This window comes from Curtobacterium sp. PhB130, assembly GCF_003755165.1.
Classification (GTDB): domain Bacteria; phylum Actinomycetota; class Actinomycetes; order Actinomycetales; family Microbacteriaceae; genus Curtobacterium.
This window is the reverse complement of record NZ_RKII01000006.1, coordinates 674,660-692,248: the sequence shown is the minus strand read 5'-3', so window position 1 is coordinate 692,248 and position 17,589 is coordinate 674,660. Positions and strand designations below refer to the sequence as shown.

Below are 17,589 nucleotides of genomic sequence, written 5' to 3'. Positions count from 1 at the left end.
ACCGCCGAGCCAGATCAGGCGGTGACCGTCGCCGGGACGAACCGGCCGATCGACTCGAGGAGCAGGCGCTCCGTCTGCGCGTTGAGGAACCGTACGTTGCCGATCGGCCGTGTCGGCACCTCGGCTCCGGGCTCGTAGCAGTCCACGTTGTAGAGGTCGTCCACGAGCACCAACGGCATCCCGCCCAACCGCCACTCGAACGGCTGTGCACCGGTGAACTGCTCAGGCACCGTGAACGTGGAACCGAGCAGGATCTCCCGCTCGTCCGCGCTCGGCTCGATCCCGCTCGCCTCGAGCGCATCGAGCGTGCCTCGGTTCGTCCGGGCAGCCAGTCGTGCCGCAGCCATCTGGCGACGTCCCAGGGCAAGCGGCTCGTTCTCCGTGGCCAACGAGTAGTCGGTCCAGATCTGCATCAGGATGCCCGCGTAGGTCTCGGCGCGATACGACTTGCCCCCGCTGGCCTCGAAGTGGAGCGTCCCGGCGACGTTCTCGACCCGGTGTGGTTCCACACCGACGGCGAGCAGGTCGTCTCCGGGCCCGTCGCCGCGCAGGAAGGACTTCGCGCGCCGCCGGCGCAGGGGGCGGTGATCCTCGGCCGCGGCGTCGCCGAGGGCGAGGAACGCCGAGACCGCGCGGATGAGTGTCTTCTCGGCCACCTCGTAGAAGCCGGTGACCATCTCGGCGCGGGCGGGTCCACCCGGTGCGAGCCCGGGGAGCTTCCCGCTCGCGAACTGCTGCGCGACCAGCTCCGCGTACTCGGGAGAGCCGTCCTCCAGGGTCGACTCATCGACCAGGCGGTAGCCGGTCCAGGGCCCCTGGTCGCTCTCCTCGTTCCGACTCACGAGGAGGAAGTACGGGAGCTTCCACGCTCGGTTCGCATAGCTGCTGATCCACTGTGTCAGCCGGTCGACATCGGCGCGGGCCCAGACGGAGTTCCCCATCGAGTGCGCTCCGCGGACCGAGGCGGTGAGCACCTCACCTGCGCCGATGATCCGGTACGCGGTCTCGGTGACGCGTGCCTCCTGCTGCACACCCGGATCCTCGAAGGGGTTCTTCGCCCCGCCGTACGGGAAGTCCCGCTCCGGCCAGGCGGCAGCATCCAGCTTCCAGAACGGGTAGAGCGCGCCTTCCATGTCTCCACGTGTCTGGATGATGCCGGCGAGCGCCTCACGCACCGCGCGCATCTCGTCCTTCAGCCGCGACTTCCGCTCCTCCTCGAGCACACGGAACGTGGCCCAGATCGCGATGAGGACGGCCACGACCGTGAAGACCGCGGAGACGGCCTGCCAGATCCCACCCTCGTCCCTGACCCACGTGTCGAACCATCCAGAACCCACGACGCCCAGCATCAACGGACCTCACCCCCGACCATCTCGTCGCCCCGGCGGCGAACGAACGGGCAAGATCGTATTGAGGCGGGCAGTCACCGGCAGCTGGCACACCGCAACGGCACCACTACTGGGGGCTCGTGAGGGCCGTCACCCTGGCGTCGAGGTCCTGGAGGACCACGGCAACCTCACCCGGGGTCTCATGGACGGGCGAGTGGCCGGAATCCACGATCGTCAAGCGGGCACCGGGGATCAGCCGAGCGAGCTCGCGAGCGTCGTCCACCGACCGGGCGCGATCCCGCGCACCGTGCACGATGCTCGTCGGCACCGTGAGCAGCGGAAGCCGAGCTCGGAGGTCGAGTGCTGCCTGACTGGCGAGGACCGCTCTGACCGCAGTCTGCTGCACGGTCGAAGCCCACGCGAGCCACTCACGTCGGAGCATCGGATCGAGCGCATCCGCGAAGGACCGGTCGAGCACGGCCGCACGAAGGTCCTCGCCCCAGTCGTCGTCGACACGGCGGAGGATCGCTGCGACGTCACCGTGGCCGCCCATGTGGGCTCCCGTGTCGACGAGCAGGACTCCCGACACCAGATCGGGGTGCTCGAGCGCGAGCTGCATCGCGATCGCCCCGCCGGTCGAGTGCCCGCAGACGAGGACCGGTCCGCCGGCGTGCAGGTCGCCGATCCGACGCGCGATCGACTCCGCGATCTCCGCGATCGTCCGCGGGCCCGGCTCGGTCAGCCACGGCACCGCGTCGATCTCGGCGGCGGTGCCGAGCTCCACGGCGAGGCGGTCGAAGATCGCGGGAGGGCAGAGCGTTCCGGGGAGCGCGACGACGGTGGCGACCATGCTCTCATCCTGGCCGATCCGATCGGCTCCAGCCGACGCGTTCCCGGAGACGCCGTGGCAAGGCGGTGCGGAAGCGTGCGGGAAACCAGAAGAGCCCCCGGCTGAAGCCGGGGGCTCTTCTGTAGGCAGTTCCGCGACACTGGAAGCCAGATCTGCAGAGCACCCTTTGGCGGTACCGGTGGGATTTTGTGCAAATCGCTCCGATGGTTGCTAAATCAACGATTTAAGCGTCGCTGATTTTTGAAGTCAACTCGCCCAGTCAACTCACGACGCATGAGCATTCATTGCTCGCGATCTGAGGCGTCGAGGCTCAACAGCGATGTCATCGATCGATCAGACGCTACAGGCGTCAGAGGCAGGCAGCTAGGGGCCAAAGACTGCACCCCATGACCCCCGACTGGGGTTCGAGGTGTGCTCATCACCCTCGATAGGCTGGCAACTCCACAATCAGCAAAGGGGAGCCGACATGGCACAGACTAAGACTAAGGAAGCCGAAGTGGCTACAGATCCTGCGACCACCACCTACATCGTCCGGGAGAAGCAGAAGGACGACAGCTACTCCGAGACGCTCGTGGTCGGCCTGGCCGCGTATAAGAAGAAGTGGAAGATCGATCACCTCGACGAGGACGACTTTTACATTCAAGTAATGCAATCGTCTGCTCAGGCGATCATGGATGTAGGCATCCGCATCGCGACTGCCGAGGATCTGGAGAAGTTTGGCGATCAGCAGGAAGTCGCCAAGCTGGTCCAGGAGCACACCTTCTGGGACAAGCGTCAGGAGCAGCTCAAGGACGAGCTGCGGACGAAGATCATGGAGTGGGTCAACGACAATGTTGAGACCCAGGACCAGTTTGTCGCCTTCTTGGCAAACAACAGCCTAAACACGAACCAGTTCGCAGCCATTGCCTTCGGGGCACGGCGCACGGCTCCCGTCTCAGACGAGTTCCTGGACATGTACGCAGCCTATGTCTCTGAGAAAAGCAAGGGCACGAAGTACCAGCGCACTCCTGCCGAGGTGCGTACCAACTTCTACGCTGCGCGCAAGAAATAGCCACAGCCCAACAGAGCAACGCCCCCCGGTTCGGGTTCCGAGGGGCGTTGCGGTCTTTGAAAAAGGTTTGGCTAGTTGCCATCCTTCTTGATTGCGTCGATCTTCTCCGACGCCTGGTTGAGCAAGGCGATGGCGGCGTCTCGCTTGGCCACCGCATCCTCCTTGCTGGAAGCGTAGAAGGGACGCGAGCGGTAGGAGTCGTCCACCAGCCCGCTGATCTCGTGGCGGAGTCGAGCGATCGAGCGAGTGATCGTCTTGCGGTCGAACTCTTCGACCTTGGGAGCGGTGGGCTGAGCGTTGGTCGTAGTTGCCATGAGCGTTAGCCTTTCGAGCGGTTGTGGTGTAGTTGGATCGATTGTGAATGGCTCCTAGGAGGAGTCAATGGTTTTCTCCAAACTGACCCCGGACCGGCTGCTTTTCTGCCGGTTGCTCCTGTGCTGAGATACTGTTCTGAGCGCGCAGCCTAGAGCCGCGGTGTCATCGTCCCTCTGCGCTGCCCTCTCGCACACAGCAGGCAACCATGGGCTGAGAGTGGTCTTCCTGCATGATGACGCGAGAGGCATCCATTCCTCGAAGAGGTTGGCCACCTCCCGACAGATGAAGAGCGGCGACCCGACCGAAGCCGAGCCGCCGCTCTGGGTGGTGGTGCGTCATCACCGCCTAGGCACGAGGCAGTGGCTCATCGAAGTCGTTCAGCTCGAAGGTCTCCAGCTCCGGAAGCTGTTCTCCCTCGTCGCTTATGGCGAAGTCACCATCCTCCGAGAAATCGTCTTCGTACTCGCGTTCCGGCTCTTTGCTTTTCGGGTGTTCCCGGACGAGCTTCGCGATGTCCTTGTCAGACATGTAAGCAAAACGGACCAGCTTAGGATCGCCAGTCGGCCCCTTTACATAGGCCATGCCTGATGTGGCGTAGTCGTTGTCCTCCGTGCTCTCGATGATCTTGCGTGGGTCGAAGCCTCGATCGATTGCGCCCTCTCCCAAAAAGATCTCGTTCATGTCCTTGCTGGCCTGATTCCGAAGCGTGATCGCATAGACGAAGTTGTCTCTCATCCTGCCGAGAATCTCCTTTTCGATGACTTGAGTCGCTGCAACGAGGAAGATGTTGGACGAGCGACCCAGAGCCATGATCTGAGCAAGCTTGGACTCGGCAGCCTTGCCGGCTGCTCCCTTCTGCCGTAGCTCCAAGATCAGCGTCAGCAGCTCATCGATCATGAAGATGATGACCGGGTTCTCTTTGTCAGGCTTGAGCCTTCGCTTAAGATCCTCCTTGCCCTCCTCGAAGCTGATGCTGTGCCGCTTGGCGGCGTTTCGAGCGAGAAGTAGATCGTAGAGATGCGAGATCATGACGATGACATTGTCCGCTGTGTAGGCCGTATCCTCTACGAGGCTAGAAAACTCCCACGGCAGACCCTCGGACTCCTTAGCGTCAGCGATGTAGATCTTGACCATGCCGCTCAGGATGCCCTTGACTGACTGCCGAATGATTCCGTTGAAAGGCGATCCCTTACCGGACCCCGTCATTCCATAGATGAGAATATGAGTGAGCGGGATGCTCACCACATTTCCTTCTTCATCGAATGCAAGAGGGTAGCTGCTCCAACTCGTGGCCGGGTGTTCTTCGTAGAACTCCGCGCCGATGGCTTTCTCCGTGAGCACGCTCAGCGGTTCTTCCATGTGAACCACGAAGGCCATACTGCTCTGGCTCTTCGTGTTGACCCGCTGAATCGAGTGTGCCTTTAGTTCGGTCTTGACAAACTTGCCCAGCCGCTCAACAGCGTCCTCGTCCTTGCCCTGGTAGCTCAGCTCCACGAAGAAGTGGAGCCGTTTGTCTCCTGCCACCGTCACGAAATCGGGAAGATCTCGAACCCTGATCCAATCGCCTAGCTCTCTGATTTGCTTTCGAACATTGAGCTTGTGCCCCTTGGGGATCTTGGTCTTCTTGATCGACGCCCTGGCAGCTACGGGATGCTCCGACAGCCAAGCGGTGGGCACAATGTGCTCCTTCTCGCCCAGTTCCTCGATGTGCTCCACCCCAGGCTCGTAGAACTCTCGGATTTCACGGTTGGCCATGATCTTGCCCTTGACCTTGAAGAGGTAGAGCGCCATGAAGCTCAGAGGCTTGCGCCAGCCTCTCGCTTCGCGCCAGCGAGCTGTGAGCTGAATCGCTTGAGTGATGATGAGGTAGACCACGACCAACAGCCCGACGAATGCGACTGCGAGATAGATCCAGTTGTTGGCCACCGTCTCGAAGAGTGGGCTGGTGCCCTGAGAGAGCGAATCGAATAGAGAACTCATCGTGTGCCTCCGAGAGTGATGCGCTTCTTCTGAGCGACTAGAGAGCCGTCCCGGTGGGTCAGCGGCCGAACGATGAGCTTGCCGCTGCTGATGAGGTTGTAGCCACCGGCTTCGTCGATCTTCTTGAGTAGCGTCTCCACCTGTGTGCCGATGACGAAGTAGACGCCGCGGCGGTAGATATATGGCCTCGCAAGCTCGGCGGCAAAGGTGGCGAGGATACGGTCGTACTCGTCCCAATCCTTTCGAGACAGCTCGATCTCAACGAAGAGGTTGGTTGCGAAGTGGTCGGCTCTGTCTGCGTCGAGATTGACGGCAAGATCGGGCTGATGAACCGGCTTAGCCTTCGTACCGTCTCTCTGGGGGTGTCCCAGAGTCCAGAGCACGGGGAACACCTCAACTAGGTCGCTCCAGGCGATTCGTTCTTCCTTCACCTCTCCAACTGCGGCGGCCAGCTTTTCGGCCCTCCACTTTCCGAAGTCGGCGCTCTTCCCGTCCTTCTTTGCGGCAGCAAGGTCAGCCTTGATCGGCTCGTATGCTGCTCTCATGGCGTTCTCACTGATGAGCTGTTCTAGCTCCACCGGCTCGATGCCGAGACTGTCTCGAAAGAATCCGGCGGGGGATGCGAGCTGGGCCGCTACAAGAGCGATCATTCGGTAGTGAGTGAGCCTGGACTCGGCGATACCGCTGAGTGATCTACCGTGATCCATGTTGTAGCCGTAGTCTCTGGCGGCTGAGAAGCCTAGGCCGGTGAGGCTGTAGCACTGGGCCCCAGTGGTGGACTGGCGGTATCTTTCGACTGCGCCGAGCTTCTTGAGCTTGGCTAGCCTTCGCTCTGTGGTGGTGACCGATGTGATGCTCCCGCTGGGGTTGCCGAGGTTACTGGCCTGAGCGATGTTGAGCAGCGAAAGAGCTTCGGTATCTGAACCGGGGAAGTGTCCGATGAAGGCCAGGAGTCGAGCGTCTAGCTCGGTGATCCTTGCTCGCGGTGTGCCCTTTCTTGCGTTGGTCTTACCCTTGCCGAAGCCGGGCTCACCGAAGTTCGGGGCTGCTTCTGTGGTGGGTCTGTCGTACTCTTCCTCTTCCAGGAAGTTCGGGATATTGCTCATAGCGTGGTGCTCCTAGCATCGGCTCAGGCGTGCGCCTGAACTACGGGGCCAGCCATTGGGCTGAACTACGACGGAATATCGCCGAAGCCGATCTAGGGTGTTGCGAGTCGAGCTATGCGCTGGACTGTTGACGATCTACGGGCCTAAGTGGTGTCATCCGAATCGCCGTTGCTTGAGTCCCGCTCTTCGTTCGCCTTGAGCGGTGACTTAACTGCTATGCCGATGTTTACCTCTTCTTCTAGAGGAAAACACTTCTGCTTCTACCACTATAAGATCGCGGCGCAGCCCCGAGGCCGATGGTCTGCCATCAGTGTCAGCAAGGATCAGCAGTATCGGCATAGCCTCTAGCCTCAGAATCTCTATCTCCTCCTCACCCCCACCCAGTTCCGCTCCCGCTCCACCCAGTTCCGCTCCGCTCCCTCAGCCCCAGCGGCTCAGCATCAGCCAGTAGTGGTGTCACGCACAGGTTGAGCATGAGCCAGCAGTGGTGTCGCATCATCGTCGGGAGCATCTCTTGCGCGGTGGTGTCGCGCATCGGCTCAGCGGGTAGCTGCTGATATCTCCTACTTGCGGGGAATCGTCCTCCTCGCTCTCCCCGGTCCGGGTCACAATCTCCTCCTCGTGGCCCGGGCCGCTCCTCTTCCAGCGCTCGATTCTGACCTCGGCTGATATCTACCTGTGTCTCGACAAGCGAGATATGAACAGGGAGAACACCAATGGACGCCAAGGACACTAAGACCAAAACCAAGACTGATCTTCGAGCCAAGCGAGACCGTCGTGCCTGGCTTTCGCTTGCGGTTGCCGCCGTCGCCGTCAGCATCGTGGGCGGTTCGATCGCCGGAAGCCAGGCAGATGCCGCCCTCGATGATGGCGGATTCTCCGTCAAGGCATCGAGTGATGGAGGGCAGTTCATTGGCATGAGCGGCGGTCAAGGCAAGGCGAGCGACGAGACGCCTGGCCAGCCAGCGCCGATGGTCGACACTGGCCAGCGCGGATCGGTCACGGTTCAGCGACCGAAATCGGATGCAGGCAAGCCAGTTGCGTACCGGATTCTCGATGGCTCAGGACAGGTCGTAGACCAGGACAGCGATGAACTGTCGGCCAACGGCTATCTGAACTTCAACACTCTCGTGCCAGGCCCGAAGCATCCGGCTGGATCGACTCAGGATGAGATTCAGGCCCAAGTCATCCCGTACTCGGTGGAGCTTGACTTCGATGGCCAAACCTACCGGGGCGAGTTCGAGGCAGACCAGTCGGTGACCACTGTCTACGATGACGGCTACAGCCAGATCGAGATGGGCGCTTGGCGTCTGACTGGATCGGATTGGGCCTGGTCGATCGGCTAGTCGGTGTAGCGAGATCACTTGTCGATATAACAACTTCACCTCACGCAGTACCGAAAGCCCCGAAGCACACCGCCGCTTCGGGGCTTTCCTCTTGTGGTCTTGAGTCTGTGATATGCCCCAGCAACGGCGTGGCTCCTCTCGGAGCTGAAGCTGTCGAATCGAGATCATCCCTGAGACTAGGCTCCAGCTGGATTCCCTCTAAACAGGGGCGTCCGGGCTAGCTTCTCGGTTCGGCAGTCGCAAGAGCAGCATCCCGCTCGAAGTACAGACCCAGTAAGACGGGAACGGAACCGATTGAGGCGGCTGTGGGAGTTAAGTGTGCAGCAGGCGGAGATTCCCGCCGCAGTTGAGGTAAGCCACTCCTCTCCCGCAATCCTCGAAACCCTCTGCGTGAGACCGAAGGGTGAGAGACGACTTTCTGGTGGAACGGGAACCAGCGGGGATTGCTTCGAAGGTTAGGCGGCCGGGGTAAGATCCCGGGTCCGGGCAGGCGGTGGCTCGGTAGGTCTCACCCCCACGATGGAAATCTTCAAAGACGAAGATCATTCGGTGGGGTTCTTGAAACAGCTCTCTGATCCCGACAACCTCCTCCGTCTCCTGCTTCCTTCTTCCTCCACTGGTGTGCGCGTACCTTATCCTGGCTGCCTTCCTGCGCTGTGGTGTCGCATTTGCGTCGTCCTACTCGTCCCCTGCTCAATATGGCTTGTTCATCACCAAGGAGGAACCCGATGAACCTGAACCGTCGATCTACTGCTCTGCTCACTGCTTCCGCTCTGCTGCTTGCTGGAGTGGTGAGCTTCACTCCGTCTTCGGCTAGCCAGTCTGCTTCGGCAGCTACCCCACCCGCTTCTGTCTCGATCCGAGATTCCATGCCTGGCTACCCCAGTCTCAAGGCTTGGTCTGCTTATACGGTGAATGTGGACATCTACTCTGGGGGTGGTTCTCAGCAGTTCGCTCCGGGCGAGCTGGTGGTGACGGTAAAGCTTCCGGGCTCCATCGGCTCCATCCGCGCCTATCCTGGCTGGACGGTAGGCCACGAGGTTGGAGCGTCTACCTTCACGCTCACCAATAGCGGGAGCGTTGCTGTGCCATCGGACGGCTACCTCTTCTTCGCGGCGGACGCCTTCGGTTCTTTCCCGCGGGGTGGTGTCGCATCACTCTCCCTGAACCGGTCAGGTCTCACGCTTGTGAGCGATACGGCTCCGCTGATCCAGTAAACAAGCGAACGACTGCGGGCCACGACTCCTCTTGGAGTCGTGGCCCGCTGCTGTTGTGTCGCACCTATGAAAGCTCAAGCCTCAACTGGGATGACTACGCCAGAGGTGAGCCACTGGACGAGTGTTGCAGCGAGGATCACGGCAGCCCTGGCTTCCTCGAGGGTGGCGTCTGCGTAGTCGGGGCGTCCGTGTCGGCTCGCGTGTCCCCGCCAGAGCACCCGCATCATCGTTGCGAGGCTTTTTGCACTCGGAGCCTTTTCGTTGTCTCGCAGCACGAGTCGCCACTTTGGATTCGACGCCTCGAGCACGGTGATGACGGTGCCCAGGGTCGGCTCTTCCTTGCCGGTCTCGATCAGAGACAGTGCCGCCGTCTCGACTGCGACTACCGCGTGGCTGTAGGCCACGGATGCTCGGGGGCTTGTGCCGTAGGCGTCGAGCCATGCCTCTTGGAGCTTTGCCGAGGCGGCGTCCGTAGCGCTAAGAACATCCCTGACTGCGAGCTGCACTCCGTCGGACACTCGCTTTGTGAGCCGCGCGTGCGACTCGTTCCACCGGATAACGGTCCAGGCAGATCCGCCATCGCTGAGCGTGCTCTCTAGATCGTGTTCCTGGCCCCGGGGAAAGTAGCCCGTGCTTGCGAAGTAGTCGATCAAGTTAGTGAAGTTCTCTGTGCTGATCTTCCGCAAGTAGGGAAGGACGGTGTCTGTCCAGTCCAACAGCGCATCGGCGTGGAAGCCGAGGTCGGTGCGATACGCGTTCTGGAAGTCCACAAACCTGTCCGACCTGACATAGCCACTGCTTATCTTCACTTGGCTTTTCAGCCAACGACAGATTGACTCCCTCAAGTAGCCGGGGAACTCTTCGGTTAGAGCCGCTTCCCTACCCGTGGGGATTACGGGACTCCATGCGCCATCGCTCATGCCGCCAGCGTAGTGGCGACTACCGACAATCCCTGATCGATCCTCGGTTCCACCGCCTCAACCGTGGCGACACGCCTCCACGACTGTTGTTCTTGGGCCGCCGGTATGCGCGTATGAGTGAGCTTCGGCTGCTAGGCGGGCAGGAGTCACGCGTGGGGCGGGCATTTCGTAACTGTTGGTCTTCGAACTCTTCAGTTCGATGACCTGTCAACGGTTTCGTGACCGCGTTTTGATATTGGTCTCCGAGGCAACATCGTCTCACTGCTTAGGAGGCTTCAAATGACTAGTCCCACACTCGCTACTCGCTCACTCAGGGATCGAGTTCAGGCTCGGCTCACTCACCTAGATCTCGTTGGCTACGAGTTTGACTGGCTCGACAGCACCGACGCCAAAGAGATCAGCTTCCAGCTTCAGTGGCTCGATGACGCTGCTGCTGAGTGTCGGGTCGATGGCTACCTCGAAAGTGCCGAGGCCTACGACGAAGTGCTGGAGATCATTCAGATCGAGACCCAGAAGCGGTTCTCATGAACCCGACACCAGCCGCTCTCATCAAGGCGTCCCGCCTGATCTTCCGCCAAACACACCGCACCGTGCCGGTCCACCGCATTCGGCTCTCACTCTCGACAGAACCAGACCAGTACGAAGTGCGCTCCACATACCCGTGGCCAGCTAAGGACGGAGCAGCACATTCGCTTATTCCGAGGCTCACTCTCACGCTTTATGAGTTCCAGGCTGCCGAAGCCTGGCTCGATGACCGATACAAGCACACAGGAGGAAGACCATGGTGAACGCGATCAAGATTGGACTGACCGGCGACGCTGAGAGCCACGCTCTGGGCTATGCCCGCGTCTCGTCAGTCAAGCAGAGCACCGAGAACCAGAAGAACTTACTCACTTCGGCTGGCTGTACCGAGATCTTCGAGGATTGGGCCGTCTCCGGGGCCAAGAACCGCGAAGCTCCCGGGTTCATCGATCTCATGGCTCGCGTCAAGGAGCTGCGTAATGCTGGTCACGAGGTAGTGGTGTGCGTCACCAAGCTCGACCGGTTCTCTCGGTCGCTGGAGGATCTGCTCACCAGCGTGAGGGAACTCGGTGCTCTGGGCGCTAGCTTCCAGGCAATCGATGACGGCTTCATCTACGACGCCGGTTCGCCCTTCTCCAAGCTCGTGCTTCAAATGTTCGGGGCTCTAGCCGAGTTCGAGCGGTCACTGATCCGTAGTCGCATGGATGAGGGTCGAGCCGTCAAGGTGTCCAAGGGATTGAGGCTCGGCAAGAAGCCAAAGCTGACTCAGGCAGCGGTTACCGCAATCAGAGCGGGCTACGACAGCAAGAAGAGCCCGGACGAACTCGCTAAAGACTGGAATGTCTCGAAGTCGCTGATCGGTCGGGTTCTAGGTATCTACCCCTCTCTCCCGCCCTATGTGACTCTGGATCAGTGGGAAGCCGACAAGGTCAGGGCCAACGCGAAGGAGGTTCCTCATGCCTAAGCTCGGGAAGCATCCTAAGCGGCTGGCCGGTGGTCTCTACAGGCGGCTGCCCTGGTACGGCAAGCTCCTGGTTCCCATCGTCGTCCTGACTCTTGGGCTCTATCTGCTCGAAGAATTGGTGAGCCTATTCGGCTGACAGTCACAACAAGCAAGGCCGGGGTTTGATTGAGCTCTCACCCCGGCCTAGCTGATTGGCTACTTCTTCGTGATGAAATCGAAAGCTGGGTCGAGCGGTACGAAGTCGATGGGCTCGCGCTTCAGCTCCGCCCCCGTGGCGTGAGTCCAGAACGCCACGCGAGTCGGGATACCACGCTTTCGCAAAGACTCGATAGTAGGCAGGTAGTCCCGATCACCCGAGACAAGCAAAACTTTATCGCCGGTCTTCATGTGTTCGTAGGAATCTTCCATGATCTGCGTCGAAATGGCCACATCGACCTGCTTCTCCCTATTCGCCGCGTTACGGTCGAAGAGGTTGACCTGGAATCCCTCCGCCCGCGCTAGCTCCCAGATCGAGTCGTTGGCAGGCGGTCGCGAGCCGAAGAGACTCGACCGGCCGATCTTCTGACCTTCCGGGCAGATCAACTCGTAGAGCCGGCCGAAGTCGTAAGTCCAAGTCTGGTCCGAAATACGGCGATTCATCGCATCGGTGGTAGAGGTTGCCATGCCCTTTTGGACAGCGCTGATACGCATGCCTTCGATCCAGACATTTGAGTTGTCCACATACACATAAAAAGTCATCTAAAGCATCCCCCGACTCTGCGAAACTCCTGGCTCCGTGCCAGACGAGAGGATACTAGCGCAGAGGCTTGCATCGTCCTACCATGGCCGTGATTCGGGGTTTAGCGGGCAGAGCCTGCGATCTGAGACGCTCGCTCATCCCCTGCGTGTGTGCTGTCAGCGTGACGATGAGGCGGGCCGAGGCAGGCGGCTACGACTTGGGGAAGAACTGCTCGGCGTACTTCATAGAGGTTCCAGCGGCGAGACCCGCAACATCTGCCGAGGAGTAAGTAGCGATCTGAGCGTCCGCATTATTTGCGCTCCATCCCATCATCGACACGAGGTCGGCTTGGGTTGCGCCTCCCTCAATGAGCAGAGTGGTGGCGATGTGGCGGAGAGTGTGGACAGTCATGTCTGGAGGGAGACCCTGGATAGACGCGAGCAGCTCGTCTAGAGCTTTTCGATCTCGCTGAGCATAGATGGGCTGACCATCGGGCCTCGCGAAGAGCAGCGTATCCAGCCCCTTGCCTTCGGCAGGATGAAAGCTCGCCAACTTGCGCCGTGCTTGCTGCCTCTTCCTGTGATCGAGAAGCATCTGCCAGGCTTCTTCATGGATCACTATTTCTCGGAAGCTGCTCTCTGTCTTCGTACGAGTCAGCTCCCAGCGAGTCTCACCGATTCGCTGGGGGCAGTTGGTGGTCTGGCGGCCACAGCTCCAGCGTCCCGTTGTTTTGTCGAGAGTGCAGCCATGCTCTGCGCTGATGCGCTGGAGCTGCTGCTTGACAAGAACTCGCCGGCCCCGGTCTTTCGGCCTCGCTCCGTCGAGGCAGTCGTCGGTCAGCCCCAGAACCTCGCCCTGCCGCATTCCCATCATTCCGAGGAACCAGCGAGCCTCCTGGTCTTCTCGGCGTGCTGCATTGCCCAAGTATTTCCAGAGGAACTTGGAGGCTCGTCGAATGTTCTTCGTCTTCTCGTTGCTCTTACGGTCCTTGGTTGGAGGCTTGAGACCAACCATGGGGTGGGTCAAGAGTTTGCCATCACGCAGATAGTGGTCGATCGCGCTCCGAAGGCAGATGAATACCTGCCGGATCGAATCCGGCCCTAGACCCTTGGCGGGCAGGGTAGTGCCGAAGAACACCTTAAGTTGGTCGTAGGTGAGAAGCCGAATGGGGTGGGCTCCGAAGGCTGGGAGTAGATGATTCCTGATCCTTGCGTCGTACATGTGGATTGAGTTCGGCGCTAACCCTTCGTTTCTCCGCTCATCGAGCCACTCAGTCAGGCAGTCGCCAACGGTGAGGTAAGCAATACGGGGATCAGGCGGAATGCTCTCAGGCGGTTCCAGTCCATAGATAACTCGGAGCTTCAAGATTTTAGAGTCGCGGCGGTCGATGGCTGCTCGCTCGGTGAGCCCCTGGGCTGTGACCTTCTTGCTTGTTGCTCCAAGCGCAACGGTCTTGGCTGCCCAGTAGTAGACGGACGGGCTACCATCCTTGCGAGTCCGCTCGACAGCGAAGACGGTGCCCTCTCCATCGGCCCGCTTCTTCGGTCGTCTCTCGCTCTTGGGGCCGTGCTTCTTCAGCCCAGAGCGATTCAGCCGATCTCTGTCTTCTTCGTCGAACTCGTACACGATTCCGATGATCGTGAAGTCAACTCAAGAAGTCAACTCACAGCGTGGTGTCGCACAACGAAAAAACCGCATGAACTCGCCAAATTTGACAATTAGACGGGCTCATGCGGTTTCCTTGCGGTACCGGTGGGATTTGAACCCACGGTGGAGTTGCCCCCACACATGTTTTCGAGACATGATCCTTCGGCCGCTCGGACACGGTACCGGGAGAGAGTTTACACGATCCGGGAGGCCCCTCGCGACACCGCAGGCTCGCCCACCATCCACAGGCGGCCGGCCCCGGCGCTCTTCCCACAGCCACAGGATCCCCTCTGATCCGACTGATCCAGCGGGCGTACCGTCCACCGCATGAAGTCCCGAACCCTCATCGCCCTGCTCTCCTCGATCGGCGGCGGCCTGGTCGTCGCCGGCGGCGCCGCCCTCGGCGCCCGGGCCGGCGTCAAGGGCCAGCGTGCGGCAGCGCAACGCGTCGTCGACATGCTCCCGTCGCACGCCGACTGGTGGCGCGAACGACTCCACCACGAGGGTGAGATCACGTACCTGGCGATCGGCGACTCCGCGGCGCAGGGTGTCGGCGCGACGGTCCCGTCGCGCGGGTACGTCGGCCTGCTCGCCCGCCGGATCAAGCACCGGTCGCGCGAGACGGTGCGCGTCGTGAACCTCAGCGTCTCCGGTGCGACGACGTGGGGCGCGAAGAAGGACCAACTCCCGAAGCTGCGGAGCTTCACTCCCGACGTCTGCACGGTCTCGATCGGCGCGAACGACATCGCGGACTTCCACCCCGACAAGTTCGAGCGGAACCTCCGCGCGATCTACGGCGCGGTCCCGTCGCACGCGATCGTCGCGGAGCTGCCGTGCATGTTCGTCCCCGACCGCGAGCGCAAGGTCGCCGTCGCGAACGAGATCGTGCACCGCGTCGCGGACGAGCTCGGACTGACGGTGGCGCCGCTCCACGCGATCACGCGCCGAGTGGGGCTGCGGCGGACGTTCTTCAACACCTACGGTGACCTGTTCCACCCGAACGACCGCGGGTACGAGATCTGGGCGAGCGCGTTCGAACCGGCGATCGACGCCCGGGTGGACACCGTCGCCGCGATCCGGCACTACCTGTCGGCGCGAGAAGCCGAGGACCTCGGGCGCGACGCCGGTGCCGTGGCGAACGCGCGTGCCGAACAGGACACGCTCGGCGCCGAGGAACTCGAGCACGCACACCGTCCCGGCCGGGTCGACCGGCTCCGGCAGCGCATGACCGGGTCGATCACCGTGCCCGGCGCCACCGAGAACGACGACACCTCCGGCGATGCCGGTGATGTCGGCGGCGCGGCCTAACCTCGTCCCATGGCCCGCCCCCAGTCCTCCTACCGCTGCTCCGAGTGCGGCTGGACCACGATCAAGTGGGTCGGTCGCTGCGGCGAGTGCCAGGCGTGGGGCACCGTCGAAGACGCCTCTGCCGTCACGGCCAGCGCACGGGGCACCAGTGCGGTCGCCGTCACGGGGACCCGCATCGCACAGCCCATCACGCAGGCACGCGGTGGTGCGGTTCCACGCTGGCAGACCGGCATCGGCGAGTTCGACCGGGCGCTCGGCGGCGGGATCGTCCCGGGTGCAGCGGTCCTCCTGAGCGGCGAGCCCGGCGTCGGCAAGTCCACGCTCCTGCTCGAGGTCGCTTCTCGCGCCGCGTCGATGGGCAAGCGTGTCCTCTACGTCAGCGCTGAGGAGTCGGTGGACCAGGTCCGTCTGCGGGCCGAGCGCACCGGGGCGATGCACGACGACCTCTACCTCGCGAGTGAGGTCGACCTCGGCGTCATCCTCGGCCAGATCGACCAGGTGCAGCCGGACCTGCTCATCGCCGACTCCGTGCAGACGATCTCCTCCGCCAGCATCGACGGCATCGCAGGCGGCACGTCGCAGGTCCGTGAAGTCGCATCGACCCTCATCCGTGCCGCGAAGGACCGCGCCCTGCCGGTGCTCATCGTCGGGCACGTCACGAAGGACGGCTCGATCGCCGGCCCACGGTTGCTCGAGCACCTGGTCGACGTCGTGTGTCACTTCGAGGGCGACCGTCAGACCGCGCTCCGGTTCGTCCGCGCATTGAAGAACCGCTTCGGTCCCACGGACGAAGTCGGCTGCTTCGACATGGCCGGCGACGGCATCCACGAAGTCCCGGACCCCAGCGGCCTGTTCATGTCGCGGAACGGCACACCGGTGTCCGGCACGTGCATCACGGTCACGATGGAAGGCCGTCGGGCGCTCCCGGTCGAGGTGCAGGCTCTCGTCGTCCCGAGTTCCGCACCGCAGCCGCGCCGTGTGGTGAACGGCGTCGACTCATCCCGCGTGGCGATGCTCCTCGCGGTCCTCGAACGCCGGGCGGGCATCAAGCTCTCCGACGCGGATGTCTACGTCTCCACTGTCGGCGGCATGAAGCTCACCGAGCCCGGCGCCGACCTCGCGATCGTGCTGGCACTCGCCAGTGCCGCGCGGGATCGTCCCTACCCGCACACGCTCGCGGCCATCGGGGAGATCAGCCTCGCGGGGGAGATCCGGCAGGCCACCGGCGCGAAGCAGCGCGCGAGCGAAGCGCGTCGGCTCGGGTTCACCACCGTGCTCGGGGCGGACGCCGAACACCTCCGTGAAGCACTCCGCGTCGCGTTCTCCCTGACGAAGTCCGTCCGGGAACGCGAACTCGACGCCGCCTTCTGACGTCAGGCAACGCCCAGGCGCCACCCCCGACACGCGCGGGACCGGACGTCAGGCGCGCAATGCGGCCAGCAGGTCGGCCGGTTCGGACTGCATCGTGTGCGGCCCGGCGATGTCGAAGAACACGCCCTCGAGCGAATCGAGGTGCGCGGCGAGGAACTCCTCGAGCCGCGCGGCGTCGTAGACCATGACCTGCCGGATCTTCTCGTCCGGCACCATCGCCGTGTAGGCGTCCGCGGACGAGAACAGCAGCAGGATGCGCTTCTCGGACCCTTCACGGCCGAAGACCCGCACCTGCATGTCCTTCTTGCCGGTGACGAGTCTGGGCACGATCACGATGTCGTTCCGCAGCGCGTACGCCACCGCCGCCACGTCCTGCTTCGCGAGGGCTTCCTCGAGCTGTTCGCTCCGGAAGCGCTGTTCCTTGTCTGCCATCGCCATCAAGTTCACCAGAAATCTTGCGATCCGGGCGACTTGTCTGGTTCTTCGGGTCCGGACACGATAGGTTGGTGGAACCGCTTCTGCGGCGCCCAACGTCCGGGCGAGGTGGTTTCACTCCCTCATCCGGGCTCACGGGTCACTGGCCCACGGGCCTGACCCCGAACCCGTCCCGCCGGCACCTGCCCGCGTGGCGCATCACCCTCGTCGACATACGTCGAGGCTCCGTCTGCGTGTCATACCGCGATGGAAAGCAAGAACAGTTAAGGAAACGCCATCATGGCAACTGGAACCGTCAAGTGGTTCAACAACGAAAAGGGCTTCGGGTTCATCGCCCCGGACGACGGCAGCGCCGACGTCTTCGCCCACTTCTCGGCGATCTCGGGCAGCGGTTACCGCGGCCTCGAGGAGAACCAGAAGGTGGAGTTCGAGATCACTGAGGGCCGTAAGGGCCCGCAGGCGGAGAACATCTCCGTCATCGGCTGAACCCCAGGGGAACGCTGACCGTCAT

18 protein-coding genes and 1 tRNA gene are annotated in these 17,589 nt (G+C 62.0%); 9 read left to right on the top strand and 10 right to left on the bottom strand.

Going from position 1 to position 17,589, the window contains the following annotated elements:
- Positions 1-14: 14 nt before the first annotated feature.
- The gene (locus EDF24_RS03535) at positions 15-1,337 is read right to left on the bottom strand and encodes a hypothetical protein (protein ID WP_148070781.1); all 1,323 of its coding nucleotides are present in this window, start codon (positions 1,335-1,337) and stop codon (positions 15-17) included.
- Between the two features lie 118 nt (positions 1,338-1,455).
- Positions 1,456-2,178, bottom strand: a complete 723-nt coding sequence (locus EDF24_RS03530) for an alpha/beta fold hydrolase (RefSeq protein ID WP_123701112.1) — start codon at positions 2,176-2,178, stop codon at positions 1,456-1,458.
- Positions 2,179-2,644: 466 nt separating this feature from the next.
- Here EDF24_RS03530 and EDF24_RS03525 point away from each other — a divergent pair, with 466 nt between their 5' ends.
- Positions 2,645-3,229, top strand: coding sequence for a hypothetical protein (locus tag EDF24_RS03525; protein ID WP_148070780.1), 585 nt, complete (start codon positions 2,645-2,647; stop codon positions 3,227-3,229).
- 71 nt (positions 3,230-3,300) lie between these two features.
- Here the strand turns inward: EDF24_RS03525 and EDF24_RS03520 are convergent, their stop codons facing one another.
- The 3 genes from EDF24_RS03520 to EDF24_RS03510 all read right to left on the bottom strand — a co-directional run bounded on the left by EDF24_RS03520 (position 3,301) and on the right by EDF24_RS03510 (position 6,630).
- On the bottom strand, positions 3,301-3,543 hold the full coding sequence (locus EDF24_RS03520; protein WP_123701110.1) for a hypothetical protein: 243 nt from the start codon (positions 3,541-3,543) through the stop codon (positions 3,301-3,303).
- 346 nt (positions 3,544-3,889) lie between these two features.
- Positions 3,890-5,524: a type IV secretory system conjugative DNA transfer family protein gene (locus tag EDF24_RS03515; protein ID WP_123701109.1), complete on the bottom strand. Its 1,635-nt coding sequence runs from the start codon at positions 5,522-5,524 to the stop codon at positions 3,890-3,892.
- Positions 5,521-6,630, bottom strand: a complete 1,110-nt coding sequence (locus EDF24_RS03510; protein WP_123701108.1) for a replication-relaxation family protein — start codon at positions 6,628-6,630, stop codon at positions 5,521-5,523. The genes EDF24_RS03515 and EDF24_RS03510 overlap by 4 nt, the downstream gene beginning before the upstream one ends.
- Positions 6,631-7,346: 716 nt before the next feature.
- On the opposite strand from EDF24_RS03510, the gene EDF24_RS18820 reads away from it, so the two are divergent.
- Both EDF24_RS18820 and EDF24_RS18815 read left to right on the top strand, forming a co-directional pair.
- A complete protein-coding gene (locus EDF24_RS18820; protein WP_148070779.1) occupies positions 7,347-7,976 on the top strand; it encodes a hypothetical protein in 630 nt (209 codons plus the stop codon).
- Positions 7,977-8,704: 728 nt separating this feature from the next.
- Positions 8,705-9,193, top strand: a complete 489-nt coding sequence (locus tag EDF24_RS18815) for a hypothetical protein (RefSeq protein ID WP_148070778.1) — start codon at positions 8,705-8,707, stop codon at positions 9,191-9,193.
- A gap of 74 nt (positions 9,194-9,267) precedes the next feature.
- Here EDF24_RS18815 and EDF24_RS03505 read toward each other — a convergent pair whose 3' ends face one another.
- A complete protein-coding gene (locus EDF24_RS03505) occupies positions 9,268-10,113 on the bottom strand; it encodes a hypothetical protein (protein ID WP_148070777.1) in 846 nt (281 codons plus the stop codon).
- A 279-nt stretch (positions 10,114-10,392) separates the two neighbouring features.
- On the opposite strand from EDF24_RS03505, the gene EDF24_RS03500 reads away from it, so the two are divergent.
- From EDF24_RS03500 to EDF24_RS19005, 3 genes are all read left to right on the top strand, one after another.
- Entirely contained in the window at positions 10,393-10,641 is a 249-nt protein-coding gene (locus EDF24_RS03500; RefSeq protein ID WP_123701106.1) for a hypothetical protein, read from the top strand.
- Positions 10,642-10,894: 253 nt separating this feature from the next.
- The gene (locus EDF24_RS03495) at positions 10,895-11,599 is read left to right on the top strand and encodes a recombinase family protein (protein ID WP_123701105.1); all 705 of its coding nucleotides are present in this window, start codon (positions 10,895-10,897) and stop codon (positions 11,597-11,599) included.
- Positions 11,592-11,735, top strand: coding sequence for a hypothetical protein (locus EDF24_RS19005; protein ID WP_185021542.1), 144 nt, complete (start codon positions 11,592-11,594; stop codon positions 11,733-11,735). Before EDF24_RS03495 ends, EDF24_RS19005 begins: the two co-directional genes overlap by 8 nt.
- Before the next feature lie 59 nt (positions 11,736-11,794).
- Here EDF24_RS19005 and EDF24_RS03490 read toward each other — a convergent pair whose 3' ends face one another.
- From EDF24_RS03490 to EDF24_RS03480, 3 genes are all read right to left on the bottom strand, one after another.
- Positions 11,795-12,337 (bottom strand): NYN domain-containing protein, encoded by a 543-nt coding sequence (locus EDF24_RS03490; protein ID WP_123701104.1) that lies wholly within the window; start codon positions 12,335-12,337, stop codon positions 11,795-11,797.
- A 190-nt stretch (positions 12,338-12,527) separates the two neighbouring features.
- On the bottom strand, positions 12,528-13,943 hold the full coding sequence (locus EDF24_RS03485; protein ID WP_123701103.1) for a tyrosine-type recombinase/integrase: 1,416 nt from the start codon (positions 13,941-13,943) through the stop codon (positions 12,528-12,530).
- A 118-nt stretch (positions 13,944-14,061) separates the two neighbouring features.
- Positions 14,062-14,148: transfer RNA gene (locus EDF24_RS03480), tRNA-Ser, on the bottom strand.
- A gap of 143 nt (positions 14,149-14,291) precedes the next feature.
- On the opposite strand from EDF24_RS03480, the gene EDF24_RS03475 reads away from it, so the two are divergent.
- Positions 14,292-15,272: an SGNH/GDSL hydrolase family protein gene (locus tag EDF24_RS03475; protein ID WP_123655184.1), complete on the top strand. Its 981-nt coding sequence runs from the start codon at positions 14,292-14,294 to the stop codon at positions 15,270-15,272.
- A gap of 9 nt (positions 15,273-15,281) precedes the next feature.
- Positions 15,282-16,643: a DNA repair protein RadA gene (gene radA, locus EDF24_RS03470; RefSeq protein WP_123701102.1), complete on the top strand. Its 1,362-nt coding sequence runs from the start codon at positions 15,282-15,284 to the stop codon at positions 16,641-16,643.
- Between the two features lie 48 nt (positions 16,644-16,691).
- Here the strand turns inward: radA and EDF24_RS03465 are convergent, their stop codons facing one another.
- Positions 16,692-17,075 (bottom strand): SseB family protein, encoded by a 384-nt coding sequence (locus EDF24_RS03465; RefSeq protein ID WP_165931341.1) that lies wholly within the window; start codon positions 17,073-17,075, stop codon positions 16,692-16,694.
- 282 nt (positions 17,076-17,357) lie between these two features.
- Here EDF24_RS03465 and EDF24_RS03460 point away from each other — a divergent pair, with 282 nt between their 5' ends.
- Positions 17,358-17,564, top strand: a complete 207-nt coding sequence (locus EDF24_RS03460) for a cold-shock protein (protein WP_123655181.1) — start codon at positions 17,358-17,360, stop codon at positions 17,562-17,564.
- Positions 17,565-17,589 lie beyond the last annotated feature (25 nt).

What these genes read in the sequence shown, in the direction of transcription:
- EDF24_RS03505 (WP_148070777.1), bottom strand. Translation starts at nt 10,113, where the DNA reads ATGAGCGATGGCGCATGGAGTCCCGTAATCCCCACGGGTAGGGAAGCG.
- EDF24_RS03475 (WP_123655184.1), top strand. Translation starts at nt 14,292, where the DNA reads ATGAAGTCCCGAACCCTCATCGCCCTGCTCTCCTCGATCGGCGGCGGC.
- EDF24_RS03500 (WP_123701106.1), top strand. Translation starts at nt 10,393, where the DNA reads ATGACTAGTCCCACACTCGCTACTCGCTCACTCAGGGATCGAGTTCAG.
- EDF24_RS03510 (WP_123701108.1), bottom strand. Translation starts at nt 6,630, where the DNA reads ATGAGCAATATCCCGAACTTCCTGGAAGAGGAAGAGTACGACAGACCC.
- EDF24_RS19005 (WP_185021542.1), top strand. Translation starts at nt 11,592, where the DNA reads ATGCCTAAGCTCGGGAAGCATCCTAAGCGGCTGGCCGGTGGTCTCTAC.
- EDF24_RS18820 (WP_148070779.1), top strand. Translation starts at nt 7,347, where the DNA reads ATGGACGCCAAGGACACTAAGACCAAAACCAAGACTGATCTTCGAGCC.
- EDF24_RS03520 (WP_123701110.1), bottom strand. Translation starts at nt 3,543, where the DNA reads ATGGCAACTACGACCAACGCTCAGCCCACCGCTCCCAAGGTCGAAGAG.
- EDF24_RS18815 (WP_148070778.1), top strand. Translation starts at nt 8,705, where the DNA reads ATGAACCTGAACCGTCGATCTACTGCTCTGCTCACTGCTTCCGCTCTG.
- EDF24_RS03460 (WP_123655181.1), top strand. Translation starts at nt 17,358, where the DNA reads ATGGCAACTGGAACCGTCAAGTGGTTCAACAACGAAAAGGGCTTCGGG.
- EDF24_RS03465 (WP_165931341.1), bottom strand. Translation starts at nt 17,075, where the DNA reads ATGGCAGACAAGGAACAGCGCTTCCGGAGCGAACAGCTCGAGGAAGCC.
- EDF24_RS03515 (WP_123701109.1), bottom strand. Translation starts at nt 5,524, where the DNA reads ATGAGTTCTCTATTCGATTCGCTCTCTCAGGGCACCAGCCCACTCTTC.
- EDF24_RS03530 (WP_123701112.1), bottom strand. Translation starts at nt 2,178, where the DNA reads ATGGTCGCCACCGTCGTCGCGCTCCCCGGAACGCTCTGCCCTCCCGCG.
- radA (WP_123701102.1), top strand. Translation starts at nt 15,282, where the DNA reads ATGGCCCGCCCCCAGTCCTCCTACCGCTGCTCCGAGTGCGGCTGGACC.
- EDF24_RS03525 (WP_148070780.1), top strand. Translation starts at nt 2,645, where the DNA reads ATGGCACAGACTAAGACTAAGGAAGCCGAAGTGGCTACAGATCCTGCG.
- EDF24_RS03490 (WP_123701104.1), bottom strand. Translation starts at nt 12,337, where the DNA reads ATGACTTTTTATGTGTATGTGGACAACTCAAATGTCTGGATCGAAGGC.
- EDF24_RS03495 (WP_123701105.1), top strand. Translation starts at nt 10,895, where the DNA reads ATGGTGAACGCGATCAAGATTGGACTGACCGGCGACGCTGAGAGCCAC.